The organism is Paenibacillus sp. FW126-R14 (assembly GCF_058789495.1).
In genome coordinates this window covers 1-25,294 of the sequence record NZ_JBYTBS010000020.1, presented here as the reverse complement: position 1 = coordinate 25,294, position 25,294 = coordinate 1, and the positions used below count along the sequence as shown (strand labels likewise).

Here is a 25,294-nt window from a genome sequence, read left to right as displayed (position 1 = left end):
GAATAGCCGGTAGTTATTCGAACAGAATCTTTTGTAATTTTATCCTTTTGTTGCATTTATTATTCACGGGATCGGCTCATCCCCATTAACGTCCACACAACCTGCGCATGATTGTAATATTATGCCTCTAAGATGTGTTTCATGAAATGCAGGAGTAATTAAGAGAGGGGTTCGTGATCGTGTTATGATCTATACAGCTCTTGGAGATTCCATCACATTCGGGGAAAATGCCTCCTCCTTTGCCAATGCTTATCCCCAGTTGGCCGTGTCTGCATTGAATTCAAGCTCCCATAAGGCAACTTGTTATGTAATGGCTCGGCCGGGTTGGACCAGCCATGATCTCCTGGATTCCGTGATATGGCGGGGAGCCTCCGTTATTAGGCCTGCCAATGTTGTTACTATCTGGATCGGAGGTGTGGATTTAGCAAATGCAGCATTGATCTCACTTCGAAATCAGCAGCCTTTAGCGGCGGCAAAACAAATGGCAGGATACTATAGACGCCATCTAAGCGCCATCGTATCTCATATCAAAAAGGGCTGCCACGCCCGCATCGTCTTCTGTACGCAGTACAACCCATTCCCTAACAGTTCTCTAGCCGCTGAATCCGTGGACCAACTTAATCGTATAACAAGAGAGATCGCCCAAAGTTACGAGGTCGGAATTGCGCCCGTTCATACCTGGTTCGAAGGCAAACAGGCGAATCTGATCTATGGATATCGAAATGGAAAAATTGAGGATGCCTTGAGCGGATCTCTGCCCATCCATCCCAATGATAGGGGGCATCAAGTTATTGCAGCGGGATTGGCTCCTTATCTTGTTTCTCGTAAGTAGCTTGGACCTGTAGGAAACGATTCCTCCAAATTCGCGGGAGCGAGTTGGCAGCAAATTCAAAGAGATATCAGCGCTAATAGCAAAGAGGCTAAGCACCTACAAACCGGCGCTTAGCCTCTTTGACATTTAACTATTCGGGACGCATGCTTGTCTATAAGCGAGCTGTTACCTTCAAGAAATCCCTTGTTCCAAACCTAATTACAGCTTGAATTTATCCACTAATACTTGCAATTCCTCTGCCATGTGTGAAAGGGCTGAAGAGGAGGATGAAATTTCTTCCATAGAAACCAGCTGTTCTTCTGCCGCAGCGGATACATGCTGAGTTCGGGATGCAGTTGCTTGAGCCACACTGGCGATTCCTTCAATGGCATGCACAGCTTGCGTTGTTCCGGCGGAAATTTGCTGAGTTGCTGCTGAAACCTCTCGCACTTGACTATTAACCTCATCGACAAAGTGTTCAATCTCAGCAAATAAGCTTCCTGCCGTATGCACGACTTCCATTCCCAAAATGACTTCTTCGGTTGCCGATTGCATGGATTCCTGAACCTTATCGATCTCACCCAGAATGACATGAATCAGACTCGCAATTTTTTCTGTCGATTGGGAAGATTGTCCGGCCAGTTTTTTCACTTCATTGGCTACTACAGCAAATCCGCGTCCGTGCTCGCCTGCCCTAGCCGCCTCGATTGCAGCGTTAAGAGAGATTAAATTAGTTTGCTGCGATATTTGCGTAATTGCTTCAGTGATTCGACTAATCTCTTGGGAAGTAACTGCTAGTTGGGTAATCACTTGCGCGAGTCCATTCACAGAGCTGCTAATAGAGCTCATCTGTCCTATAGCGGTCTGAATAGCGCGTCCGCCTTCCGACGATTTCTCAGAGGCTGTTGTTGTAGTTTCCGCTACTGATTGTGCACTCACTGCAATTTGCTGAATTTTTGCCGATACTTCTTGAATGGTTTGGACGCTTTCCTCTACCTTGTAGGCCTGCTCACTGGCCCCGTCCGCCATCTGTTCGGTCATACCCGCAATATGTTCAGTGACCTTGGAACTTTGTCCTGCGCTTGCCGATAACTGCTCCGAAGAAGCAGCCAATTGATTAGAGGATTGGCTTACTTCAAGCAAAACCGATTGGAACGATTCGCAAACATGGTTAAAGCTTTTCGCAATGACTCGAAACTCATCCTTTGTTCCGATTTGAAAACGCGCCGTCAAATCGCCTTCGGCCAGTCGTACCGCAGCTTTTTCCATGTCAAAAACAACACGAGTGATCGAACGATAAAGCGCCAAAAATAAATAGATAGACGCCAATACCGCTGCGATACAAATCAGTTGAATCAAAAATGTCATCTTGTTCCCGCTCGCAACACGCTCATGCAGACTTCGATCAATCCAATCGATCCGTCCGCCCCATTGTTCGTATAAGCGATCTGCCACATCCCCCGACAACTGCTGCCAATCCTGCACATTCAGTGAAACTTTGAGTGGCCATACAACTTTTGACTGAACATCATCCAGCATACGATTCACGGCTTCATGCGTTTTCGCGTCTCCCTCCTTCACCCCATGATGTGCGGCTGCTTGATCGGGGTCCGAGGAAGCTTGATAAATAGCCTCCCATTCCGTATGGACCGCTTCCGCTTCCGCTGCAATCTTATTCTTATCGTTAACACCGATTGTCGATTGCGTAACTGCCGTCAGCATTTCCACCTGAAAATTGTTGAGATGGAGCAAAAGCTTGGGAAATTGCCGAATGGTCTCATCCTTTATTTGAAAAAATTGGGCTTGAGAATCCAAAAGAAGTCCCGACTCCACGCCAAGCCTATCGATTAGTCTCGATAACCGGCTTAACAGTACCGTATGAGCTTCAGAGCTTTCTATGCGTTTTAGTTCTGTCCCTTGTGCTTTTAATTGATTCCATCTGCTGACGAAATCACGCCATGTTTCCTGCAGTGATGGATCCCCACCTTCTTTCCCCATGTAGAATGCAAGAGTTGCAACCGCAATATCCGCTTTAGTTTCTACAGCTTGGAGGCGCTCGACATCTGACGGATTCGTACGAGCACTTTCCGAAAGCGTCCGATGCTGCTCCAGCGTACGCATAAGATCGCCTACTGTACGAACGGCGGCCAAACCATCAATCTGCTTCCGAACAGCAGATAGCGAAGCGCGGGAGTCCACAACAGATCGGCCGGTTAACACGAGCAGTGGCACGAGCACCACAATGCCGATCAACGCAAACTTACCCACGAACGAAAGACGATTTAACAATAAAATCCCTGGTTTTAAGCCGAACGACCGGAAGGACCGCCACCATCGTAAGAGAAAAATAAATCGTTCCATAGCAATCAACCATCTCCTTCACGTATTGATTCGGTTCCCCTTCTTTTCGATATCGAATAAATAAAATTTTTCCGATAAGTTTACTGTGTTTTGGATTTTAGCATGAAGATTTTACCATGTCAACGATTGGGAATCAGAAGAGTCCGGCCAACCTTCCCCCCTCATTCCCCGACTAAAAACACCCTCGAAAATTTTTATTGACAGATGTTTCCTTCGGTGTTAGATTGATTCCAACATAATCCAAGTAAACTCATAGGAATTATATTGGAATTCGTTTCACCAAAAATTTGAGCAACAAAGAGAGGGGTCATTATTTATGGGGAACACATTCGCTTGGAAGCCGCTTTTAACACGAACATCGTTATGGCTCGTGCTGTCTGCACTTGCTGCAGCCACGGTAGCGTGCGGAGGCAAGGAGACATCGATACAGCCGGCTGCCACGGCAGCAGCTACAACAGCAGCTGCAGCAGCGGCCAGCGCCAAACCGGCAGGAGGCAAATCCTACGAGCTGCTCAACGTATCGTATGACCCGACGAGGGAGCTATATGAAGCGTACAACAAAGCGTTCGCTAAGCAGTATGAGGAGAAGACCGGCAACAAAGTGACAATCAAGCAGTCTCATGGCGGTTCCGGCAAGCAGGCGCGGTCCGTCATCGACGGTATCAAAGCCGACGTGGTTACATTGGCGTTGTCCGGAGATATCGATCCCTTGGAGAAGGAAGGCCTAATCCAGCCGGCCTGGCAGAAGGAATTCAAAAACAACAGCGCACCTTACACATCAACGATTGTGCTTCTCGTGCGCAAGGGCAATCCGAAAGGCATCAAAGACTGGGATGATTTGGTCAAACCGGGCATCGACGTCATTACGCCGAATCCCAAAACATCGGGCGGCGCGCGCTGGAACTACATTGCAGCTTGGGCGTACTCGCTGAGCAAAGGCAATGATGAAGCGCAAACCAAAGTGTTTATCGGCAGTCTGTACAAGAACGTCAAAGTACTGGGCACTGGAGCCCGCGATTCAACGACAACCTTTGTTGAGCAGGGGATTGGCGACGTGCTGATCGCTTGGGAGAACGAAGCCTTGTTATCCGTTAAATCCGAACCGAACAAATATGAAATCATCTATCCGTCCATCTCCGTCCTTGCTGAGCCGCCAGTCGCTATCGTAGATAAAGTTGCGGATAGCAAAGGCACGCAGGAAGTTGCCAAAGCGTATCTCGACTATTTGTACAGCGATGAGGGCCAGACGATTGCAGCGGAAAACTTCTACCGTCCGACATCTGAGGCAATTGTGAAGAAATATGAGTCAAAATTCCCGAAACTTAAGCTGGTGACGATCAATGACGAGCCATACGGCGGTTGGGGGAAAGTTCAAACCGTTCATTTTAATGACGGGGGAGTCTTCGACCAGATTTACAAACCGGCAGCCAAATAAAAGGGGCTAACCTTATAATGCGAACAGTCACAGGTTGGAAAGTTAAAAGCATACTCCCCGGATTCGGCGTCACCATGGGCTTTACCCTGCTGTACTTGAGCCTCGTCGTGCTAATCCCGCTATCTGCGCTCATTTTGAAAACGGCGACGATGCCATGGAATCGTTTCTGGGAAATCATCACCGACCCGCAGGTGGTCGCCTCGTATAAATTGACATTCAGCTCCTCGCTCATCGGGGCCTTGATCAACGCCATCTTCGGCTTCATCGTAGCCTGGGTCCTAGTGCGATACCGTTTTCCGGGAAAAAGGATTCTGGACGCAATGGTCGATATGCCATTCGCGCTTCCTACAGCCGTGGCAGGCATAGCTTTAACCAGTCTGTACTCAACTAAAGGCTGGATCGGCTCCCTCCTCGAGCCGTATGGCCTCAAAATTGCGTTCACGCCGCTAGGCATCATCATCTCATTAACATTTATCGGGCTGCCATTCGTCGTGCGGACGATGCAGCCTGTCATTGAAGAACTCGGGGCTGACACGGAGGAGGCCGCAGCGACTCTCGGAGCCGGACGGCTGCTCACGTTCCGGAAGGTGATCTGGCCGGAACTGCTGCCGGCCCTCTTGACCGGGTTTGCCTTGGCGTTTGCCCGAGCGATCGGCGAGTACGGCTCCGTCGTATTCATCGCCGGCAACATACCGATGGTCACGGAGATTACGCCGCTGCTCATCATGACTAAGCTCGAACAATACGATTACACGGGCGCTACGGCCATAGCCGTCGTTATGCTGGTCGTTTCGTTCCTGCTGCTGTTGCTCATTAACTTCGTGCAGTGGTACGCGAATCGCAAAGTCATCTCGAATTGATCGGGACCCTAAGCAAAGGGGAGGAACCGCAACATGGCTGGAATTGTAACGAATATGAAAGCAGGCCGTCGTACGGCCGAACGGCCGAAGCATGTGACCGAAGCCCCTTGGGTGAAGTGGACGCTAATTGTCATAGCGCTGCTGTACATGTCGCTTCTGCTGATACTTCCGTTAATTACTGTTTTTGTGCAGGCATTTAAAAAAGGCCTCGAAGTCTACCTCTCTGCCTTCACTGACGAAGCGGCGAGACACGCCATTATCTTAACGCTCAAAACGGCGGCGATTGCCGTGCCCATGAATATTATTTTTGGCGTGTGTGCCGCATGGGCCATCACTAAATTCAAATTCAAGGGCAAGAACGTGCTGATCACGCTGATCGATCTGCCCTTTGCTATTTCACCCGTTATTGCGGGCCTCGTTTTTGTGCTGCTATTCGGGGCCAAAGGCTGGTTCGGTCCTTGGCTGAACGCCCATGATATACGAATTATTTTCGCCCTGCCGGGCATCGTACTGGCAACTGCCCTAGTCACCTTCCCGTTCGTTGCGAGGGAGCTGATTCCCGTCATGCAGACACAGGGGGTGCAGGAGGAGGAAGCAGCAGTGACGCTTGGCGCTAAAGGCTGGTTCATTTTCTGGAAAGTGACGCTGCCGGGTATCAAATGGGGATTGCTTTACGGCATCATCCTGTGCAACGCGCGGGCAATGGGCGAATTCGGTGCGGTGTCGGTCGTATCCGGGCATATCCGCGGGGAAACGAACACGATTCCGCTGCACATTCAGATTTTGTATCAGGAATACAAATATGCGGCGTCGTTTGCTTTTTCAACCTTATTGGTCGGACTTGCGCTGATCACGCTGCTGGCCAAATCGTTCCTTGAGTGGAAACAGAGGCAATCGGAGACATAACGGGGGAGAAACAATTTTTTCCTATAAATGAAACTTTTTGGATTTATCTCCGTCTAACCTTTGATTGGAAAATTTTAGGTGCATTTAGAGGAAGGAATTGCATAATCTTCTTGCTGTGATTCTTTGCTTAGTACCTGCAGGGGAGAGAAAACCATGAAATTAAAAACAACGATACGGGCGGCGCAATCATACCGGGTTATAATACTAGCCTCTGTTTTAACGCTTGGGCTTGGCGTACAAGCCCAGGCGGCGTTCGAGAATAAATCGCAGGCCGCTGAAGCTCCGCCTGTTGCCATTACCGTGCACGACAACCACAGCATTGCTTACAATTCAGACGGAACGCTTTGGTACTGGGAACCGAAAGCAGGTCTTGAACCAAAAATTATGCAAGGCTTGGGGGATTTTACTGCAGTAACCGCCGGTCCGAATACGAATAACCTGATTTTGAGGAAGGACGGGACTGTATGGGAATGGGGCAGAATGTACATCCAAACGGATGGTAAGGATGGAAGATCAGAATTTCCGGCTCCGAAACAAATTAAGGAGCTTTCTGGTATCTCCAAAGTTTCGGTCCTTCACAGTGTAGATGCAGCTCTTGATAAGGATGGCTCCGTATGGGTATGGATCACTTCTCCTGAAAGAAGCGATCCTGTAAAGCTTGAAAATATAACAAAGGCTAAAGATATTGGTATAGCCAACGATGGGGTGCTAATTCTTAAGGAGGATGGCACGGTATGGAATTGGGTCCCGTATAGCAGATCTGGAGTTCCATTACAAAGCTACAACGCTTATAAAATTAATGAACTGGACAATATCGCCGCATTATCTTCTGGTAGTTCCCTGCATACTTTTGCTATTAAAAAGGATGGAACCGTTTGGGGATGGGGGAATAACGGGGATGGAGAACTTGGACTCCCATCTTCCATTCATAGTTCGTATCATCCCGTTCTCATCGAAAGCTTAACCGATGTTCAATCCATTAGTACTGAATCGTATACCACTGCAATTGTTAAAAGGGATGGAACCGTTTGGGTAGTCGGACTTAATATTGGAGATCCTTCCATGACCTATTCATCGATACCAAGAATAGTTGATGGACTTGAGAATGTCGCCTCAGTGGCATTAGGTCAGGAATATGCGCTAGCCTTGACGAGAGACGGCAAACTATGGTCATGGGGAAATATTAACGGGGGCTACGATTACTCTGAGAAGCCGATCCCTGTATTATTACCGAATAAAGATGGCAGCAAAGGTCAACGACAGCCGACTAAGCCCGAGCCTGCTCAGCCAACACCCGCACCACAGAAAACATATAACAACCAAAATATCGGTATTAAGCTTAACGGTACATACCTGGATATCAACCCTAAAGCGATAATTGTTGACGAAAACACATTCATCCCGCTACGCGGCGTTATTGAAGCCATAGGAGGGAAAATCACTTGGCAAAATGAAACACAGTCGATTGCCATCGAAAAAGGAAATACTTCAGTAAATCTGAAAATCGGCAGCAAAGAAGCCCTTGTTAACGGTAGCAGGCCTGTCACATTAACTGTCGCTCCGTTCATCTCAGATGCAGGTTACGCCTATGTACCGCTTCGATTCATTAGTGACACATTGGGAGCTAAGGTCAATTGGGATGCAGAAAACTGGTCTGCGATTTTAAATGTAGAGTAATGTACTACAGTCACTGCTGAAGGCAGCGAAGGAAAATAACTAGAAACGCTCAGGCTGTCGAGAAAGTCTCGGCAGTCTGAATTTCCCCCTTATTTTGACCGCAGAAGCATAACAACACAAAAGACTACCCCACAAGTCATAAAAATGACTGGAGATAGCCTCTCATACAAACTCACCGGCCATTCCGCTCTTACGCGTAGTCCCCCGGCTGTGTCTTGCTCTTCATAGCGACCCCGAAATCTGTATAAATCCGCTGGGTCAAATCGATTCCTCTTGCTCCCGCAATATGATGGGCCAAGATCTGGAACGGAATAATCAGGATGAACGGAGCCATGAACTCATCCAGTTCCACCTCCAGACCAATCGTACGGTCATTCTCGGCTTTTCCCAAGGTAACGGTGTAGGTGTAGTTCGTAATCCGGCTCTCGTATGCACTCAGCAGCTCCATCCGGTCCTTGACCGGACTTTCCGTTTCAACGAAGAAAATACGGTGCTCCGGATTGACCTCCAGATACGGTCCATGCATGAAGGCTTCCAGATCGATCCCCTGCGACGGCATGCGAACCGTTTCTGAAAATTTCGTTTCAAACTCCTTCACCGTTCCGAAGGTTGGCCCGTAACCCACCGCCGAGAATCTGGGCGCGCTCGCCAAATTTTCCTTGTGCTGCTCGAAGAACACCTCTGTTGTTGCGATCGTTTGCGGTATCGCGGCTGCCGCTGCACGGAATTTATCCAGATGGGCCCGCTCCTCCTGTTCCGTCAGCGTTTTTTTCGCCACTGCCGTCTTTAAACCGGCGAGCATCAGCGTCAGCACTGTAGCAATAAACCCTTTGGTCACGTACCCGACTCTTTCCTTGCCGCAGCCGATATCCAGCGTCAGTTCTGCCGCTTCGGAAATGGCTGTCGTCACATCGCTCGTGAACGCGACCGTTGTGAGGCCTGTTTGCTGGCGAATCCGATTCAGTGCCCCGATCGTCGAAGTGCTCTGGCCGCTTTGCGAAATGCCGATGACGAGATCGCAGTGCGGACTGATTTTATCGTAATGCATGAAATTGAACGGTTCTTTGATGTCAATCCGCACATCCGCCACTTTCTCGATATAATATTTGGCGCTTAGCGCGGCATTGATGCTTGATCCGGTCGCCAGAATAAGCCATTCCGCCTTATTGCTCACTGCCAGCGCGAAGGCATCCACATTGCCCGGGTAGTTCGCGAGAATGCCCTCCGTTACCGCTTGCTCTTCTTCAATATAGGTCATCATTGTCGGTTTCATCGATTATCTTCCTCCCTGATGGGCAGATAGCGCTGCCGGCGTAGAATACCGCATTATTTATTGTATGCTCAAGCCTCGCCCTGCTTGTCATGAGCGTACAAGTCGGAAAGCAGCGACAGCCATTTACCCGCAAGACCGACCCATACTTCCTTATAGGTAGCACCATTCATTTGCGGCCAGTACGGAACATCCTCGTTCTCGAAGGTTTGTACGCCTACGGGAATTTCACCTATAATTTCACCGCTAAGCACGCTGTACTGCTGGGCGAAGTTATAGCCTTCACCGTACATCAGCGATTGACCGAACGGATTTTTGCCGACTATCCACTGCAGCTGGCTCTCGGCAATCGAGATCAACTCCGGATCGTCCAGCAGCATCCCTGCCAAGGAGGCAGCTTTGCCTGTTGAAAGGACGATCGCCGTATTGCCCTTGAATGAGAACCAGACCGGAAACCGCTTCAAGTAATAGTGGTCGTTCAGACGAACACCCTGCCTCAATTGCTCCGTATACAAAGCGGCCGCTTCCTCCCCGACCAGCAAATGCTGGAGATCGAAGCTTTCACGATCCTGATTCTCATCGACATGGTAGATGCCGCTTGAAATCATGGGATACGGAGCTGTAAAGGCAGTCAGAAACTTGATATACTCCCCGTAGCTTCGGACGGATTCCATCCAGCTGCCATGCTTGTCATGCTCAGACTGCGTCTTCAGAATTTCGTTGAAAGCCTGCAAATATATGTGCTCTCTGGCCTGGTGGTTGAAATGCTGAATGACCTTCTTCTCCGGCGTCCGGTAGAAGAAGCCCGCTACGGTCTGGCCGTCATCGGTTTGAATGCCGGCAAGCTCTTGCGAATCGATGACATAGTCCAAATATTCGACAGCTTTAATGGCATAAGCAGCCTCGCCCGTCAGCTGGTATTGGAGCGATGCCGACCATGACGCTGTCGCCATAAACAAGCTTTCTGAGCTCATATAGGTGTGCTCCCAGAAAATAGGCTTCGGCGCAAAGCCTCTGAGCTCAAATTGCTCAAGTGCATATTGGAAATCCTGGATCGCACAGGCTGTCAATTTATCCTTCAGCAGATCTCCATCCTCCATGAATATAGCAATCTGCGCTTCAATGCCGGAGAGGATAAAGTTTTCATACGGGTTGTTGTGCACGCGGGCAGTCATGTCGTCCATATTGCCCATGATGCCGTCCGACCAGATGCGGATACCTGCGCTTGTAGCCCGGTAGCCGTCGCCGAATCGGGTCTTCAGAATGAAATCCACTCCCCATTCTCCCTCTTCGACAAGACGCAGGTACAGCGGATAGTTGTGACTCTTCACCTGATGAGCCATCTCGTACAGGGCGCATGCCACTTCTGCCGTCTGCACCAGCTGCTGGGATACATCGCCTGCATCATGCCATCCGCCATTGAAAATAATCGTGCCGCCGTTATGCCGGGCGAGAATGTCCTCATGGCAGCTGCCGTGAATGCCGTGCACCGGACAGCCGCAGCGCTCACAATAGATGAAGTTGATCGATTTCCAGATCGAATCTTCCCATCGGTCCGCAGCGCTGCCAATCTCAAAGGGTCTCGTCAGCAGCTCGCCGACCCGGACGATATACGTTCCTTTCTCCTTAAACGCAGAAAAGTCCACAACGGTAAAGCTGCCGATCGAGGTGCTTACATGGTTAACAGGACCGGTGAACTTCTCCTCTCCCGTCCCAAGTTCGATAACGGTGAAAGACGATGCCTGCTGCTTCGCCAAAATCATCGTTTTAGGTTGCTCCATACTGTAGCCGTTATGGGAGAAAATAATATCCTTGCTTCTTGGCTGCCACCCTTTCGAAATGTTCGGGTAGGCTACCTTTTCCAAGATGACGTTGCGAATGCGATATGTCATGGTATCGCCGGTCGCCCGGTCTTTGCCGTACATATCATAGCAAAATTCAAGCTCGGTAATGCCGTCCCGCGGCAAATCCGGGATTTCCATCGAGCATGCATTCCACTGGCCGTTTTTTAAATTGATGACATTGGAGCCTTCACGGTGATAAATATCGGGAATTTTAATCGTACCGTCATTTTTTATGCCTACTTTGATATGTGGGTTTGACATCCCGCTGCAGTCCGGGTAAATTTCAAAGGAAATCCGGTTGAAGTTCTCCCAATTCGCATGATCGAACGTCCGATAGATGCCTACATGCCCGTAAGTGCTGTAATCCCCGTCACTGGGCGAGCCCTCAGGCCATGCATCCATATCAAAAGGAGAAGTCAGCTGCAGCAGGCCGCCTTCCAGCACGCTTGACGCCCCGAGTCCACGATGCGTCCACCGCTCACCGCCCACGGCCTGATCGAGAATGACCATCCTGTCCAATACTTCCTTTTTCAAGCTGTCCGCTTCCAATGACGCACTCTCGTCCACCTTCAGCGGCCTGTGAATTAGATTTGACAGTGCAAGCTCACGTGCAATTTTCGATCCCATGATTCCGTAGTCCCCCTTAATAAGCTTCCGGCTTGGATATCGTTCGAATAGCCAGCCACGCAGCGCCTTTCAATCCGATAACCGCCTCGTCGATAACCGTCTTCTTCACGCCGTTAATCACAAAACGCATCGTCTTCCCCTGCAGCCGGGATTGCAGCTTGTCGATAAACCAGCTTCCGCTGACAACGCCGCCGCCGAGTACAATGGTGTCCGGATCGGAGAAGCGGACCATATTCATGATCGTTTCGGCTACAGCCTGCAGCGCAGTATCCACAACCTCTGTACAGAGCGGGTCGCCATGATCGTAGCCTGCAAAAATCTCTTCAACGCCCACGCGGCCCTCGTTCGGGATAACAATGGCCGAATCGGGATAGTTCGGCTTCAGCGCAACGATTCGGTTATGCATTCCGAGCCCGGAAGCCAGCAGCTCCACACAGCCCTTCCTGCCGCAAATGCATGGAATGTTGCTGTCGTAATCCGCTACATGATGCCCAACCTCACCTGCGTTGAAATGCCGGCCGATAATGGGTTCGCCGTTTACTACACACCGAGCGGCAATCCCCGTTCCAATATTCATATAAATAAAGTTGTCCGAATAGGTGCCGCAGCCCCATCTCTGCTCCGCGAGCGCTGCACAGTAGACATCATTGCCGATTGTGCACGGCATCGCGAACATCTCGCCAATCTTCCGGGCAAGCTCAATCGGCTGGCTTCGGGAAGGATCAATTTCAAACCAGATGCCCTCTCTCGTATTAACCCGTCCTACGACGCCGATACCGATCGCCGCCACTTCCCTGAACAGTCCCACATGCTCGATATAATCCCTCAGGCTTGCCGCTATCGTCTCGAATGCTTGCGCTTGCGACACGACTGTCGATGCATAAACCTTGCTGCCAAGCACCTCGCCGCCTAGCGAAACCTCCCCGATCAAGATTTTGGTTCCGCCCAAATCAACAGCCAGTACAGACTTTTCCATCATCGTTCCTCCGTTTGGTCATCCTGAATGAACTCAACGAGCTCGCCGCCCGGCGCACGGACATAGGCGAAGCTCAATCCGACAATTTCGCCCGATCGGGTCGGAATACGACTATGGCGCGGAACGCCGAGAGGCTTGGCCCCAGCCGCTACGGCCCTGCGCACCGATTCCTCAATATCCATCGTGCGAACCGCTAGATGCTCCCACATCCCGTCGACAAATTCCTTCTTCGTCTCGTAGATTTCCAGGAAATCGCCATCGCCCAAATCCACCAGCACCGCATGATCCTCGGCGCCATCCTTGCCCCATTCCACGACAAAGCGTGCGCTGAGACCTTCCATATAAAACTTAACCGTACCTTCGATATCCCGTGTCTTCAGGCAAACATGATGGATGCCCTTCTTTTTAGTCGTCGTATACATCGTCTCACTCACTTCCCGGAAATGTGATGAGCTGCTGGCCGCAAGGCGGTATTAAACCAGACTCCAATCAAAAATCACGCAGGTTTTCTTCAATGTGCCGTCAGCAACCCCCGCATACACTTCTCCGCATGCGCTTGGCGCATAGATATCATAAATGTTTTCTACCTGGATCAGCCCGTCGCGAATCCATTCCATCGCTTTCCTCATGCTGCCATGACTGCTGTTAGGATGGAACTCTGAAGAATGTCGCGGAAGCGACCACTCGAACCCGGAATTAACCTGTATAAATCCGTAAAAAATGCTGCGCAGCAGCTCATGCGCGAACTTGTCCGTCGAACGGTACCAAGGGACGCCGATCAAATACAGCTCCCCACCCTTGCGCAGGTTGGCAACTAAGGCATACACCGCCTCTTCCCTGCCGGAGCAATCTAGTGCCAATCCAGCCGTTCCTTTCAGCCCCGGCACCTCATCCGGTGAAGCGTATACATGACGCAATCCGCAAGAGCGGGCCGTTGCTCGGCGGCCCTCATTCGGATCGAAGGCATAGACCTCATAACCGCAATGCTGCATCACTTGCGCGCACATGAGGCCCACTACGCCAAGCCCCGTTACCATCACCGATTCTGTCGGGCGGATTCGGGAATGAATCATCGAAGTCATCGAGACAGCCGGGAATCGGCCGATCACAGCATGCTCAGGCTTCATTCCCGCCGGAACAGGAATGTAATCACTGAATTTGACCCGGCTGTATGCTTGATGCGGGGACAGCGCAAGCACATGCTCGCCTGCTCTCACATTTGTAACCGCTTCGCCCACCTCAAGCACCTCGAGGATAGCGGCATAGCCAGTCTCTACCGGATATTTCATTCCTCCGGAATAGTCCCTATAAGCGCCCATCTCCGAGCCGTTCGAAATGAGCGATACGAGTGTTCGCCCTATAATTTCATCGGCTGCAAGCGGCGACGGCTCCCAAGCGCACTGCACAAGCGATGCTTGCTGCTTGCCTGTGAACCTAATCGCCTGATTTGTCTGTATCACAATAACAACTCCCGCCGGGTTAGTTTAAGCTGCTCCAGCAGTCCGGCATAACACCGTTCTGCGCCATCAAACTGGGGATACCCCGTCTCCGATTCATGTTCGACAATGAGCCATTCGGTGCCTGAATGGCTACATGCCGCAAGAATAGCCGGCCAATCATTGTCATCCGTCGTGCTGCCAATGAATGTCTCGTGGCCAAGCTCACGGGAGAACGGCTTGCAATGTACAAGCTGCACTCTCCCTGGATGATCTGCAATGACTTCAGCTGGATCAGCCTCCGCTTCGATGCAATTGCCTGTATCCAACTCCAGTATGATACCGGAGTGGGTATGTTCACTAAGAAGCGACCACGGCGTTGACTCGCCATAATGCGTATGAAACTCATGCGCATGGGTGTGGTAGCCGATGCGCAAATTCCGCTTTTCCGCCAGCTCCGCAAGTTCATTGATGCGGCCTGCATGATGCACCCACACATCCGCGCAATCCTCGCTCTGTTTGTGCCCAATTTGCCAAGGGCCGCCCAAAGCCGGGATGATTATATTGGTCGTTCCGGCCCGGGTATGGTAGTCCAATGTGGCTTCGATCGTATCTGCCTGCAGCAGCTTCCATTCCGTATGCCAGCCGCAATTTACGAGTCCGATTTCCTCGAGCAGTCCTTTAATCTTCTCCGGCTCATGAATGAACGGGCCGTAGAACTCCACTCCTTCGTAGCCGATTGCCTTGACTCTGCGCAGCGTCGACTCCAGATCGCGCTGAAACTCCTTGTATACCGAATACAATCCTAATGCTATTGACATCGAACTCACTGACACATCGCTCCTCTCTGTTCTAGCTCTGTTGAACCGCCCAATCCGCACCGTTCTTCATGAGCTGAATCATTTGAGGATGGCCCAGCGCTTCCGGGTTATGTCCAGGAGTCAGCGCCACCACTTTGCCTGCGTCAACCCTATGCGCCCATCCCCCTGCCGCCGTAACATGCTGGGAAGTGCTGAACAGAATGACATCGGTTCTCGTCGTGTCCACTTGACAGTAGTAATGCTCATCCATAGCCGTGAACGCCTCGACGCCCTCGGTAATCGGATGCTTGAAGCTGGCCACCGGGTTATTCGTCACCTCCACGTGATGAGGAGAATGCTCGACGAATCGGCCGGAATTCAGCTCCACGTAGAACGGACTATCCGGCTCGATTAAGACAAGTCCTGCATGGATGAACATAATGCCCATACCATCCTTCACCTTCCGGACAATCTGCCGCTGCTCATCCGGGGTCATATTGGTCTCCCCCGCAGGACGCCCGTTGGTAAAGAACATAGCCAGATCCACCGATGCCTCAGTCTCAATCAAATCTCTCGCCCGGTCCGTAAGGACAACCTCCCACCGTTCCTCATCAAACACCTTCGCCATAACCGGATCAATGACTTCCTTCGGATGGTTATAATCATCACGTATAATATAGACTAAGCTCTTCATTGTACCTGCACTCCTCGCCATTTCGATGTGTTAAGCTTCCATCATCCAAATTATAAAGGAGTGGTTAGGCATGTTTAAGGCTTCAGATTTTATATCAGGTACCAGAATTTCAGGTACTGCTGCCGGCAGTTTTGCCAACCTTCCTGCCCCGGCCATTTATTTAGTGGACACAAACCCAGCCTTGCGGTATTCATTCGGCGATATGCCTTCCAGCTCCCGGAAGACACGGTGGAAGTGCTTCACATTCTCAAATCCGATCTGCACGCCGATTTCCATCACCTTGAGATCGGTGCTTAGCAGCAGCTCCTTGGCTTTGTCAATCCGAACCCTTTTTATATAATGCACGAAGCTTTCCTTTGTATAGCTCTTGAATGCCTGGCTGAAATATGTATAGTTAAGCGATACATGGTTGGAAACCATGGCCATGTTCAGGTCTTTGTTATAGTTGTCATGAATATATTGAATCGCCTTCTTCATATCGCGATAGTCGTTATGAATCAGCTTCATCGTGCTCACATAGGCATTCAGCTTGTCGAGAAGACTTTCTACATGGTGGAAGTAGTCATGGAAATCCTGAAAGTTGTGCATATGGACTACGCGCTTGTACAACCTCAATATTTCGACGGACTCCTCACCGTATACATTAAATACATGATCGAACAAAAGCTCATTAAAAGCCTGGCTAATTCCCTCCATATAGGAAATATCGTATTGAAGGATAGTGTTCAGATCGAGCACTTCTTTGCAAAGCTGCTTGAACTCCTCATGGCGGTCCGTGCCAAGCATGTTGGCCATCTTCTTGATGGATTGAATCGGCAGTGTATAGACCTGCTGCTTATCCACGATCGACTCATAGGCTACGAATGCCGGATACGAGTGGAAGATCGTATATTTAAGCGCCTTGTCTGCCTGCCGATAGCATTCCTGCAGATCTCCCAGCGCGGTGGCCCAGCCGCTGAAACCGATCTTCACGCTCATGCTGCCCTTGTCGTAGATACAACGCGTCAGATGCGGCAGCATCTCCCTGCTGCCCGTCAATACAATCAATTCACTGTTCTTATTGAAGAACCGCAGGGTGCGCTGACAAGCCTCCTGCCCCATCTCCGTTATCCGATCATCGACATAACCGAGCCGATGCTTCTGGTCATGCCGCGCAAGGTCTGCATCCGACCAGCGCAGCAAGGCAAGCTGATATCCCTCCTGCAGCCCATAGAGCTCCAGCGACTGCGACTGCAGCTGCTGCTCAATCTCCCGCTTCCCGAGTACCGGCTGAAGAAACAAATAATTGAGCTGCACCTCTGTATACTCCTTCGACTGCCGCACATAGGCTTCGAACCGCTGCGATTGCTCCTCTTTCTTGACGATTCTGCTCTCCAACTGCTTCAGGCTATCGAACAACTCCTCCCGGACAATGGGTTTCAGGAGATACATGCGAACCTCGCAGCGAACCGCTTCCTTCGCATACTGAAAATCGTCATAGCCGCTCAAAATCATGACTTCAGGCTTTTGAGCAAGCTCTTGTGTCCGATGGATCAATTCAATTCCATCCATAACAGGCATGCGGATATCCGTAATCATCAGATCGATTTGCCGCTGATCCATAATCCCCAGCGCTTCGGCGCCGTTAGCGGCAAGCGTAATGGCGTACTGCCCGGGAAACTCCCGCTCGATGATGGCTTTGAGCCCGTTTTGAATATTCTTTTCATCATCTACAATTAGAAGACTACGCATGGCCCTTAACACCTCCTGCTAGTATGAGTTTTGGCAGCTTGATGCTGACCGACGTATATGTGCCTTCTACGCTTTGTACATAAATACCATAACCGGTCCCGTAGTTCATCTCGACACGCTGATTCACGTTGCGCAGCCCGATCCCGCTGCCTTTATACGTTTCTTCTCCGCTGTCCCGATCCATCTGACGGAAATCCAAATCGTTCATCCGGATCATCTGATTAATCCGCTGCTGCCGCTCTGCGCTGATCCCGCGACCGTTATCAATAATTTCGATTACCGTAGCATCCTGCAAATCATTGACTTTAATAGAAAGTACCAGTGGCAGCTCCTCACCGTCTGCTGTCGTTTGCATACCATGCTTGACCGCATTTTCGACAATCGGTTGAAGGGACATCTTGAGAATTTCCTGCTCCATATGAGCGGGCGGTACATCGAACTGCAGTGAAATCCGGTCATCATAGCGAATATTCATAATGGCAATGTAGTTGCGAATATGCTTGATTTCATCCTTAAGCCGCACATAGTTGCTCGTCCATTGAAGGTTATAGCGCATCATTCCCCCCAGTGAAGTCAAGGAATCGGAGATGACATACTGCCCCTCTACCTCCGCGAGCATCTTCAGATTTTCCAGCGTGTTGTACAGAAAATGGGAGTCGATCTGATTCTTAAGCGCATTGAGCTCCGCTTCCTTCGCTGCCGCCTGTTTATTGACAGCATCTGCAATTAGTCCATTGATTTTCTTCATCAGCATTTTGAAGTGAGCGGCAATTTCGCCAACCTCGCCGCCGCCATGAACGTCAATATTGACTTGGAAGTTGCCGCCCCGCACACTTTTCATCGAATTTTGCAGCTTGCGAAGCCGCTTGAATAAAATTCTGCTCGTCAAATACGTAATAACGGACAATATGAGAATGAGCATGGCACTTACAACAATGATCATATTTCGAGATATGCTGATTTTATGGAGCGAATCCTGCAAAGAAACAACGTTGATGAGATAAGCATCGAGCCTGTCTAATTTTTTGAAGATGCAAATATACGGTTCGTCATTGAATGCGATTTCAAAATGAGAGGCATCCGGGTTGTTCCTAATGGTCTGCTCCAGCTTCTGCCTCAGCTCGCTAATGGATACCTTGGCCAGCAGCGGAAACGCCGAGTTATAATAAACCCGCGAATCGCTGTCCATCATCATCATCTGGGACTGCTCGTCCTGTACACTGCTGAATACTTTAGGCAGAAACTCATCCAGAGACATGTCGATTTGGACAATGCCGGCATTGCCGATATAGTCGTAATTAATTTCCCTAAGCAGCGAAACTTTCGCCTTCTTCTCTTGAACAACGGTCGCCGCCCTGCGCAAAACGTCTCTGTCGTCAGACTCAAATTGCCACAGCTCCAGCCCTTGATTCTGAATGACTTTATTGTACCAGGGCTCGTCTGTCACTCTGCTTTCATTCAGAAAGATGGGCCACATTTCCTTTATATTAGGATTGTTGGAATACATGCGGATATGCGCAATATTGGGATTGTTGAATTGGATACGCTGCAAGTTAGGAACGACATTATTGGAGAACTCAATCAGCGATAAAGTATCCAGCTCCTGACTGAGAGTCATATAATCCTTAACTTGACCATCCGAGAGCATGAGCTGCGCCGTTCGCTCCATCAGGTTGATGTTGTTCATAATGTTGTTGTATTCCATATCCGTTATATATTGATTGGACCGCATCATTTCCTTGACTGTATTTTTATAGAAATCATTAAACAAATACATCGAGAAAACGATAATCGGGACGAGAATGATAAAAATATACGCGCCAACCAGCTTGGTTTGCAGCTTCATGTTGTCCATATGCCTAATTAGTCTGTTCCATCTATCAAACAGCTGTTGTCTCACCGCGCGATCACTCCCAAAAGCAACGTAAGCAAGAAACCAGCGCCCCCCGGCTGCCCGGAGAATCGCCGCTCTTCTTGCTTTTTCTATCATACCGCAGCTTGCCACGCTCCTCCAGAAACTTGTTGGAAATATCGTCAAATTGGGCGCCGGATTCGGACAGCCCTACTCTTTCATCGAGCCGATCATAAAACCCTTGACGAAATATTTTTGCAGGAATGGATATACGAATACGATCGGCAGTGTGGCAATGACCATGGTAGCCAGCTTGACCGACTGCGAAGTAACTGTTTTCTCCACAACGTTCGGGACGGAGGAAGCAATCTGGTTCGAGCCCGACAACGCAATGATTCGGTACAGATAAGTCTGAATAGGCTGCAAATCCGTGTTATTAATATAAATAACGCCGGCAAAATAATCGTTCCACTGGTATACGCCATGAAATAAAGCAATCGTTGCTACAACCGGCATCGATACCGGAATGATGACTCTGACGAAAATACCGAAGTCGTTAGCTCCGTCTATTTTGGCCGCTTCCTCAAGACCGTACGGAATCTCCCGAAAGAAAGTCATGAAGATAATGAGATCGAAGAAACTGAACATGGCCGGCAAAATATAAACGGCAAACGTATCGAGCAAGCCCAGATCGCGAAGGAGCAAGTACGTTGGAATCAATCCACCGCTAAAAAACATCGTAATGGTGCCAATCATGAGATAGGCTTTACGGCCGATCAGCTCTCTGCGGGATAATGCATAGGCCACCATGGCCGTGAAGAAGACGTGCAGGGCGGTACCGAGCAAGGTTTTGGCTACCGTAATGCCGAAGGCTGTCATCAATCCGTTATTGGAAAAAACGGTCGTATAGTTCTCGATAGTGAATACCCGGGGAAGCCAGTAAATTCCACCGCGCATCGCGTCTGTCCCTTCATTGAAGGAGTTAATGAGCACATACCAAATGGGATAAATCGTCAGAAAGCAGATGATCAGCATGATCCCGAAATTGGCCCAATCGAACAGCCGCTCTGAGTTGCGTCGTATATTCATCCTCTCACCCTCCTAGAATAATGACGTATTGTTAATTTTCTTCGTAATGGTATTGGCTCCGATCAGCAGGATGAAGGCAATAACGGACTTCACCAGGCCAACGGCTGTGGCATAGGAATAGCGGCCTTGCGAGATCCCGACCTGGTATACGTAAGTATCGATCACATTGCTTGCCGATTCGTTCAGTTGATTTTTCAGAATGAAAATCTGATCGAAATTAGAGTTTAGAATACCGCTGACAGCAAGAATAAATAAGATCGTAATTGTGCCCTTAATCATCGGCATCGTGATATAAAACATCTTCTGGAAACGGCCGGCTCCGTCAATGGTAGCGGACTCGTACAGCTCTGGCGAAACACCCGTAATAGCGGCAAGATAGATGATAGCCGACCACCCAAGCTCCTTCCAAATGTTCGAGCTCACAACAATCGTCCAGAAGTATCCCGGCTCTGCCAGGTAACTGATAGGCCCTTTAATAACGCCGAGCGCCATCAGCATTTTGTTGACAATACCAATGTCAGCCAGCCAGGTCGTTAGAATTCCGCCAAGAATAACCCATGACAGGAAATGCGGTAAATAAGAGATCGTCTGGACTGCTTTCTTGAAGCGGATCGAACGCAGCTCGTTCAAACATAAAGCGAACAAAATGGGAAGCGGAAAGCCGATCAACAGCTTCAGCAAGCTCATGCCGAATGTATTCTTGATCACGTATCCAAGGTTTTCATCCTCGAAAAATGCCTTGAAATGTTCCCATCCTACCCAAGGCGCATCACCGATTGAGTAGATAATGTCATACTCTTTGAAAGCAATAATAATGCCGTACATCGGCACGTAGTGAAAAATAATGAGCCAAGCTATCCCCGATAGCGCCATCACTTGAAGCAGCTTCTGCCGCTTTAATCGTGTGACGATCCCTGAACCCCAGGTCTGGCCAGCAGCCTTGCTTGTTGATTGGTGTTGATCACTGACATGTGAACTCATAAGAGTGCTCCTCCTAATGTTTTGTGCCCTCTTCCTCCCGGCAAATTTAGTATAGATGAGTTCGCGACATGCACATAAGGTTCGAGATTTTGTGTAAGGTACCAAAATTTCTGGTCATGTTGACATCTTGTAAAATTCAAATGTATTCTGATGTCAGCCTTGCAAGCGCAGTTCCACCCTAGTTCACCGGTTATTGACAGGCCATTCTGCACGACAATCGCAAGCTGTATCAGCATTTCGTGAAAACGCTTAACTATCAATTTGCGGCTGTATTTCCCGAGGACAGCATTCTAGGAGCAGCCAATAACGAGAGGAGCACATCTTTTGAGAAAAATATATAAAAACATCACTATAGCTGCATTGGTTGGTATGGTATCCATAACAAGCGCTTGCTCGTCATCCAACACACCATCGGTGTCTAAAACCGACTCCGTAAATTCAGCAGCAACGGGCAAGCCGGACCCGAAAGGACCAAGCTGGCAGTCGGATACGTCTCCGATCACATTTGACTGGTACATGAACTTCTCGTGGTTCACCCACAAGTGGGGAGATGACCTGACTACGCAAAATATTACAAAGAAAACGGGTGTCAACGTCAACTTAATCGTTCCGGCCGGCAATGAGAACGAGAAGATGCAGACGATGATCGCTTCGGGCAAGCTGCCTGACTTTATTACACTCAATGTAACGGATGATGCGGTGAAGAAAATGGTTGACGGCAAGCTGGTGCTGCCACTTAATGAGTTATCGGAACAGTATGAGCCCTATTTCATAAACCATCTCGATCCGGGCAAAGTCAACTGGTTTAAGGAAGCGGACGGCAACCTGTACGGCTACCCAAGTGACTCACAGACCCCGCAGGATTATGTGAAAAATCCGGTGCCTCGTGCGACCAAGCAGACCTTCATTGTCCGCAAAGATATGTATGAAGCGCTGGGCAAGCCGGATATGCGAACTCCGGAAGGGTTTTTGAATGCGCTCATTGCAGCCAAAGAGAAGTTCCCGGATGTAGACGGACAGCCGATTATTCCGCTCAACTTTCATGATTTTAATGAAAAAGGCAACTATACGTTCGACGATATTCTGCCTAACTTCCTGGCGATTCCTCATCAGAAAGACGGCAAGCTGTATGATCGCACGACCGACCCGGAATATATGCGCTGGATGAAAACATTCCGTAAAGCCAATGAGCTTGGGCTCATTGCAAAGGATGTATTCATCGACAAGCGTCCGCAGGTAGAGGAGAAAACGATGCAGGGCCGCTACTTTGCCATGCTGTATGCTGTCGCAGACATTGAGGCGCAGAACCGCCAGGTCTATTTGAAGGATCCGAACAAAATCTACATCGCTATCGATGGCCCGGCAAACACCAAAATGGCAGAACCGACGCTGCCTGGTCCGGATGTCTCCGGCTGGACGCTGACGCTCATCTCGAAAGATGTGAAAGATAAGAAAAGAGCGATTCAATTCTTGAGCTACTTGGCTAGTGACGAAGGGCAGCGCGACCTCTGCCTGGGTGTGAAGGGCGTTACCTACGATACGATTGACGGCAAAGATCAGTTCATGGAGGAATATCTTAACAATCCGAAAGAAGGCGTCAAATACGGGGCAAAATATTTATTCCCAATGGTCATGGATACGAATATGTGGCTGAAATGGGCACCAAAGGACCCAGAGCCATACTTGACTAACTACAACTGGTCAAGGGGTACAAGCAAAGTGCATAACTTCTCGGAGTTCAAGCAATTGCAGCCGCAAGGCAACTCCCCGGAAGGCATCATCTCGACAAAGGCGCAGCAGCTGTGGGGCAAAACGCTGCCGAAGATGCTCTTGTCGAAAAGCGATGCGGAAATGGAAGAAACCTTCGCCAAATTCCTTAAAGATCGTGAAAAGCTCGGCTACGACAAAGTAGTCGCCTATCAACAGGCTAAATATGAGAAGAACAAAAAGCAGTTGGGAATACAGTAGTTAAAGATGTACAAATAAGCCTGCCGTTGGTTCACTTTCAGTACACATGTACTGAAGATGAACTGAAGGCGGGCTTATTATATTTCATTCAAGAAATGCTATTAATATGGCTGCTTAACTATTAATGTCTACTGAATGTCTGTGTAAATGCCCGACTCTGAAGTTTTTTCAGTAATATTTTTCCTGTAAATGCAACTATTTGGGTTTAATTTCGTCTAACCTTAGATTGGAAAATTTTAGTTATATTCAAAGAATAGGGATTGCATAAACTTCTTGCAGTAATTCTTTGACTAGTACCTACTGGGGAGAGAAGAAAATGAAATTAAAAACAACGTTACGGGCAGCGCAATCATACCGGGTTATGATACTAGCCTCTGTTTTAACACTTGGGATTGGAGTACAAGCCCAGGCGGCGTTCGAGAATAAATCGGAGGCCGCTGAAGCTCCGCCTGTTGCCATTACCGTGCACGACCGCCACAGAATTGCTTACAATTCAGACGGAACGCTTTGGTATTGGGAACCGCTAGAAGGTCTTAGGGAACCAAAGATTATGCAAGGCTTGGGGGATTTCACTGCAGTAACCGCCGGTCCGAATACGAAAAACCTGATTTTGAGGAAGGACGGAACTGTATGGGAATGGGGTAGAAAGTACATCTTTACGGATGACAATAATGGAAGATCGGAATTCCCAGCTCCGAAACAAATTAAGGGGCTTTCTGATATCTCCAAAGTCTCGGTCCTTCACAGTATAGATGCAGCTCTTGATAAGGATGGCTCCGTATGGGTATGGATCACTCAGCCTGAAAGAAGCGATCCCGTAAAGCTTGAAAATATAACAAAGGCTAAAGATATCGGTATAGCCAACGATGGAGTGCTAATTCTTAAGGAGGATGGCACGGTATGGAATTGGGTCCCGTACAGCAGCACTGGAGTTCCGTTACAAAACTACAACGCTTATAAAATGAATGAACTGGACAATATCGCCGCATTATCGTCTGGTAATTCCCTACATACTTTTGCTATTAAGAAGGATGGGACCGTTTGGGGATGGGGGGATAACGGAAATGGTGCACTTGGACTTCCAGCTTCCATTCACAATTCGTATCACCCCGTCCTCATCGAAAGCTTAACCGATGTTCAATCCATTAGTACTGGATTATATACGACTGCAATTGTTAAAAGAGACGGAACCGTTTGGGTAGTCGGACTTACTATTGGCGATCCGTCCGTCACCTATTCATTTACACCAAAAATAGTTGATGGACTTGAGAATGTCGCCTCAGTGGCATTAGGTGAGGAATATGCGCTAGCCTTGACGAGAGACGGCAAACTTTGGTCATGGGGAAATATTAACGGGGGCTACGATTATTCTGAGAAGCCGATCCCTGTATTATTACCGAATAAAGATGGCAGCAAAGGTCAACGACAGCCGACTAAGTCCGAACCTGCTCAGCCAATACCCACACCACAGAAAATATATAACAACCAAAATATCGGTATTAAACTTAACGGTACATACCTGGATATCAACCCGAAAGCGATGATTGTTAACGAGAACACATTCATCCCGCTACGCGGCGTTATTGAAGCCATAGGAGGGAAAATCACTTGGCAGAATGAAACACAGCCGATTACCATCGAAAAAGGAAATACTTCAGTCAATTTGAAAATCGGCAGCAAAGAAGCCCTTGTTAACGGTAGCAGGTCTGTCACATTAGCTGTCGCTCCGTTCATCTCAGATGCAGGCTTCACTTATATACCGCTTCGATTCATTAGTGACACATTAGGAGCTAAGGTCAATTGGGATGCAGAGAACTGGTCTGCGATTTTAAATCTAGAGTAATGTACTACAGTCACTGCTGAAGGCAGCGAAGGAAAATAACTGGAAAACCTCAGGATGTCGAGTAAAACGCTTTCATTTGAGTGCGCTGTACATCGCTATGTGTTTCCAATGCTTGTTTCTGTGGTAAATAAAA

19 protein-coding genes are annotated in these 25,294 nt (G+C 49.0%); 7 read left to right on the top strand and 12 right to left on the bottom strand.

Features of this window, described 5'->3' with window-relative positions:
- Positions 1-184 precede the first annotated feature (184 nt).
- Entirely contained in the window at positions 185-832 is a 648-nt protein-coding gene (locus AC3WRW_RS14680; protein WP_492547054.1) for an SGNH/GDSL hydrolase family protein, read from the top strand.
- Positions 833-1,030: 198 nt separating this feature from the next.
- Here AC3WRW_RS14680 and AC3WRW_RS14675 read toward each other — a convergent pair whose 3' ends face one another.
- A complete protein-coding gene (locus tag AC3WRW_RS14675) occupies positions 1,031-3,172 on the bottom strand; it encodes a methyl-accepting chemotaxis protein (protein WP_492547053.1) in 2,142 nt (713 codons plus the stop codon).
- A gap of 316 nt (positions 3,173-3,488) precedes the next feature.
- Between AC3WRW_RS14675 and AC3WRW_RS14670 the strand changes: the two genes are divergently transcribed.
- The 4 genes from AC3WRW_RS14670 to AC3WRW_RS14655 all read left to right on the top strand — a co-directional run bounded on the left by AC3WRW_RS14670 (position 3,489) and on the right by AC3WRW_RS14655 (position 8,050).
- Positions 3,489-4,607: a sulfate ABC transporter substrate-binding protein gene (locus AC3WRW_RS14670; RefSeq protein WP_492547052.1), complete on the top strand. Its 1,119-nt coding sequence runs from the start codon at positions 3,489-3,491 to the stop codon at positions 4,605-4,607.
- Positions 4,608-4,624: 17 nt separating this feature from the next.
- Positions 4,625-5,467 (top strand): sulfate ABC transporter permease subunit CysT, encoded by an 843-nt coding sequence (cysT, locus tag AC3WRW_RS14665; protein ID WP_492547051.1) that lies wholly within the window; start codon positions 4,625-4,627, stop codon positions 5,465-5,467.
- Between the two features lie 33 nt (positions 5,468-5,500).
- Positions 5,501-6,373, top strand: coding sequence for a sulfate ABC transporter permease subunit CysW (cysW, locus tag AC3WRW_RS14660; protein WP_492547050.1), 873 nt, complete (start codon positions 5,501-5,503; stop codon positions 6,371-6,373).
- Between the two features lie 153 nt (positions 6,374-6,526).
- Positions 6,527-8,050, top strand: coding sequence for a stalk domain-containing protein (locus AC3WRW_RS14655; RefSeq protein ID WP_492547049.1), 1,524 nt, complete (start codon positions 6,527-6,529; stop codon positions 8,048-8,050).
- A gap of 190 nt (positions 8,051-8,240) precedes the next feature.
- Here the strand turns inward: AC3WRW_RS14655 and AC3WRW_RS14650 are convergent, their stop codons facing one another.
- From AC3WRW_RS14650 to AC3WRW_RS14600, 11 genes are all read right to left on the bottom strand, one after another.
- Positions 8,241-9,323, bottom strand: a complete 1,083-nt coding sequence (locus AC3WRW_RS14650; protein WP_492547048.1) for an SIS domain-containing protein — start codon at positions 9,321-9,323, stop codon at positions 8,241-8,243.
- A gap of 68 nt (positions 9,324-9,391) precedes the next feature.
- Positions 9,392-11,791, bottom strand: coding sequence for a glycoside hydrolase family 9 protein (locus AC3WRW_RS14645; protein WP_492547047.1), 2,400 nt, complete (start codon positions 11,789-11,791; stop codon positions 9,392-9,394).
- A gap of 16 nt (positions 11,792-11,807) precedes the next feature.
- Positions 11,808-12,767, bottom strand: a complete 960-nt coding sequence (locus tag AC3WRW_RS14640) for an ROK family protein (protein WP_492547046.1) — start codon at positions 12,765-12,767, stop codon at positions 11,808-11,810.
- Positions 12,767-13,201: a VOC family protein gene (locus tag AC3WRW_RS14635; RefSeq protein ID WP_492547045.1), complete on the bottom strand. Its 435-nt coding sequence runs from the start codon at positions 13,199-13,201 to the stop codon at positions 12,767-12,769. Before AC3WRW_RS14635 ends, AC3WRW_RS14640 begins: the two co-directional genes overlap by 1 nt.
- Before the next feature lie 39 nt (positions 13,202-13,240).
- Complete coding sequence (locus AC3WRW_RS14630) at positions 13,241-14,227, bottom strand: zinc-binding dehydrogenase (protein ID WP_492547044.1); 987 nt, start codon at positions 14,225-14,227, stop codon at positions 13,241-13,243.
- Positions 14,224-15,024 carry a sugar phosphate isomerase/epimerase family protein gene (locus AC3WRW_RS14625; protein ID WP_492547043.1) on the bottom strand — a complete coding sequence of 267 codons (801 nt, stop codon included), beginning with the start codon at positions 15,022-15,024 and terminating at the stop codon, positions 14,224-14,226. The genes AC3WRW_RS14630 and AC3WRW_RS14625 overlap by 4 nt, the downstream gene beginning before the upstream one ends.
- 31 nt (positions 15,025-15,055) lie before the next feature.
- On the bottom strand, positions 15,056-15,697 hold the full coding sequence (locus AC3WRW_RS14620; protein WP_492547042.1) for a ThuA domain-containing protein: 642 nt from the start codon (positions 15,695-15,697) through the stop codon (positions 15,056-15,058).
- Between the two features lie 156 nt (positions 15,698-15,853).
- Positions 15,854-17,428 carry a response regulator transcription factor gene (locus AC3WRW_RS14615; protein WP_492547041.1) on the bottom strand — a complete coding sequence of 525 codons (1,575 nt, stop codon included), beginning with the start codon at positions 17,426-17,428 and terminating at the stop codon, positions 15,854-15,856.
- Positions 17,421-19,418: a sensor histidine kinase gene (locus tag AC3WRW_RS14610; protein ID WP_492547040.1), complete on the bottom strand. Its 1,998-nt coding sequence runs from the start codon at positions 19,416-19,418 to the stop codon at positions 17,421-17,423. The genes AC3WRW_RS14615 and AC3WRW_RS14610 overlap by 8 nt, the downstream gene beginning before the upstream one ends.
- 72 nt (positions 19,419-19,490) lie before the next feature.
- Complete coding sequence (locus AC3WRW_RS14605) at positions 19,491-20,369, bottom strand: carbohydrate ABC transporter permease (protein ID WP_492547039.1); 879 nt, start codon at positions 20,367-20,369, stop codon at positions 19,491-19,493.
- A 12-nt stretch (positions 20,370-20,381) separates the two neighbouring features.
- Positions 20,382-21,350, bottom strand: a complete 969-nt coding sequence (locus AC3WRW_RS14600) for an ABC transporter permease (RefSeq protein ID WP_492547038.1) — start codon at positions 21,348-21,350, stop codon at positions 20,382-20,384.
- A gap of 369 nt (positions 21,351-21,719) precedes the next feature.
- Between AC3WRW_RS14600 and AC3WRW_RS14595 the strand changes: the two genes are divergently transcribed.
- Positions 21,720-23,318: an extracellular solute-binding protein gene (locus AC3WRW_RS14595; protein ID WP_492547119.1), complete on the top strand. Its 1,599-nt coding sequence runs from the start codon at positions 21,720-21,722 to the stop codon at positions 23,316-23,318.
- 316 nt (positions 23,319-23,634) lie between these two features.
- Positions 23,635-25,161: a stalk domain-containing protein gene (locus AC3WRW_RS14590; RefSeq protein WP_492547037.1), complete on the top strand. Its 1,527-nt coding sequence runs from the start codon at positions 23,635-23,637 to the stop codon at positions 25,159-25,161.
- Positions 25,162-25,294 lie beyond the last annotated feature (133 nt).

Bases quoted from the DNA above. Each gene is read 5' to 3' on its own strand.
- AC3WRW_RS14615 (WP_492547041.1), bottom strand. From the start codon at position 17,428: ATGCGTAGTCTTCTAATTGTAGATGATGAAAAGAATATTCAAAACGGG.
- AC3WRW_RS14640 (WP_492547046.1), bottom strand. From the start codon at position 12,767: ATGGAAAAGTCTGTACTGGCTGTTGATTTGGGCGGAACCAAAATCTTG.
- AC3WRW_RS14670 (WP_492547052.1), top strand. From the start codon at position 3,489: ATGGGGAACACATTCGCTTGGAAGCCGCTTTTAACACGAACATCGTTA.
- AC3WRW_RS14610 (WP_492547040.1), bottom strand. From the start codon at position 19,418: ATGATAGAAAAAGCAAGAAGAGCGGCGATTCTCCGGGCAGCCGGGGGG.
- AC3WRW_RS14600 (WP_492547038.1), bottom strand. From the start codon at position 21,350: ATGAGTTCACATGTCAGTGATCAACACCAATCAACAAGCAAGGCTGCT.
- AC3WRW_RS14650 (WP_492547048.1), bottom strand. From the start codon at position 9,323: ATGAAACCGACAATGATGACCTATATTGAAGAAGAGCAAGCGGTAACG.
- AC3WRW_RS14605 (WP_492547039.1), bottom strand. From the start codon at position 20,369: ATGAATATACGACGCAACTCAGAGCGGCTGTTCGATTGGGCCAATTTC.
- AC3WRW_RS14595 (WP_492547119.1), top strand. From the start codon at position 21,720: ATGGTATCCATAACAAGCGCTTGCTCGTCATCCAACACACCATCGGTG.
- AC3WRW_RS14645 (WP_492547047.1), bottom strand. From the start codon at position 11,791: ATGGGATCGAAAATTGCACGTGAGCTTGCACTGTCAAATCTAATTCAC.
- AC3WRW_RS14625 (WP_492547043.1), bottom strand. From the start codon at position 15,024: ATGTCAATAGCATTAGGATTGTATTCGGTATACAAGGAGTTTCAGCGC.
- AC3WRW_RS14655 (WP_492547049.1), top strand. From the start codon at position 6,527: ATGAAATTAAAAACAACGATACGGGCGGCGCAATCATACCGGGTTATA.
- cysT (WP_492547051.1), top strand. From the start codon at position 4,625: ATGCGAACAGTCACAGGTTGGAAAGTTAAAAGCATACTCCCCGGATTC.
- AC3WRW_RS14620 (WP_492547042.1), bottom strand. From the start codon at position 15,697: ATGAAGAGCTTAGTCTATATTATACGTGATGATTATAACCATCCGAAG.
- AC3WRW_RS14590 (WP_492547037.1), top strand. From the start codon at position 23,635: ATGAAATTAAAAACAACGTTACGGGCAGCGCAATCATACCGGGTTATG.
- AC3WRW_RS14675 (WP_492547053.1), bottom strand. From the start codon at position 3,172: ATGGAACGATTTATTTTTCTCTTACGATGGTGGCGGTCCTTCCGGTCG.
- AC3WRW_RS14680 (WP_492547054.1), top strand. From the start codon at position 185: ATGATCTATACAGCTCTTGGAGATTCCATCACATTCGGGGAAAATGCC.
- cysW (WP_492547050.1), top strand. From the start codon at position 5,501: ATGGCTGGAATTGTAACGAATATGAAAGCAGGCCGTCGTACGGCCGAA.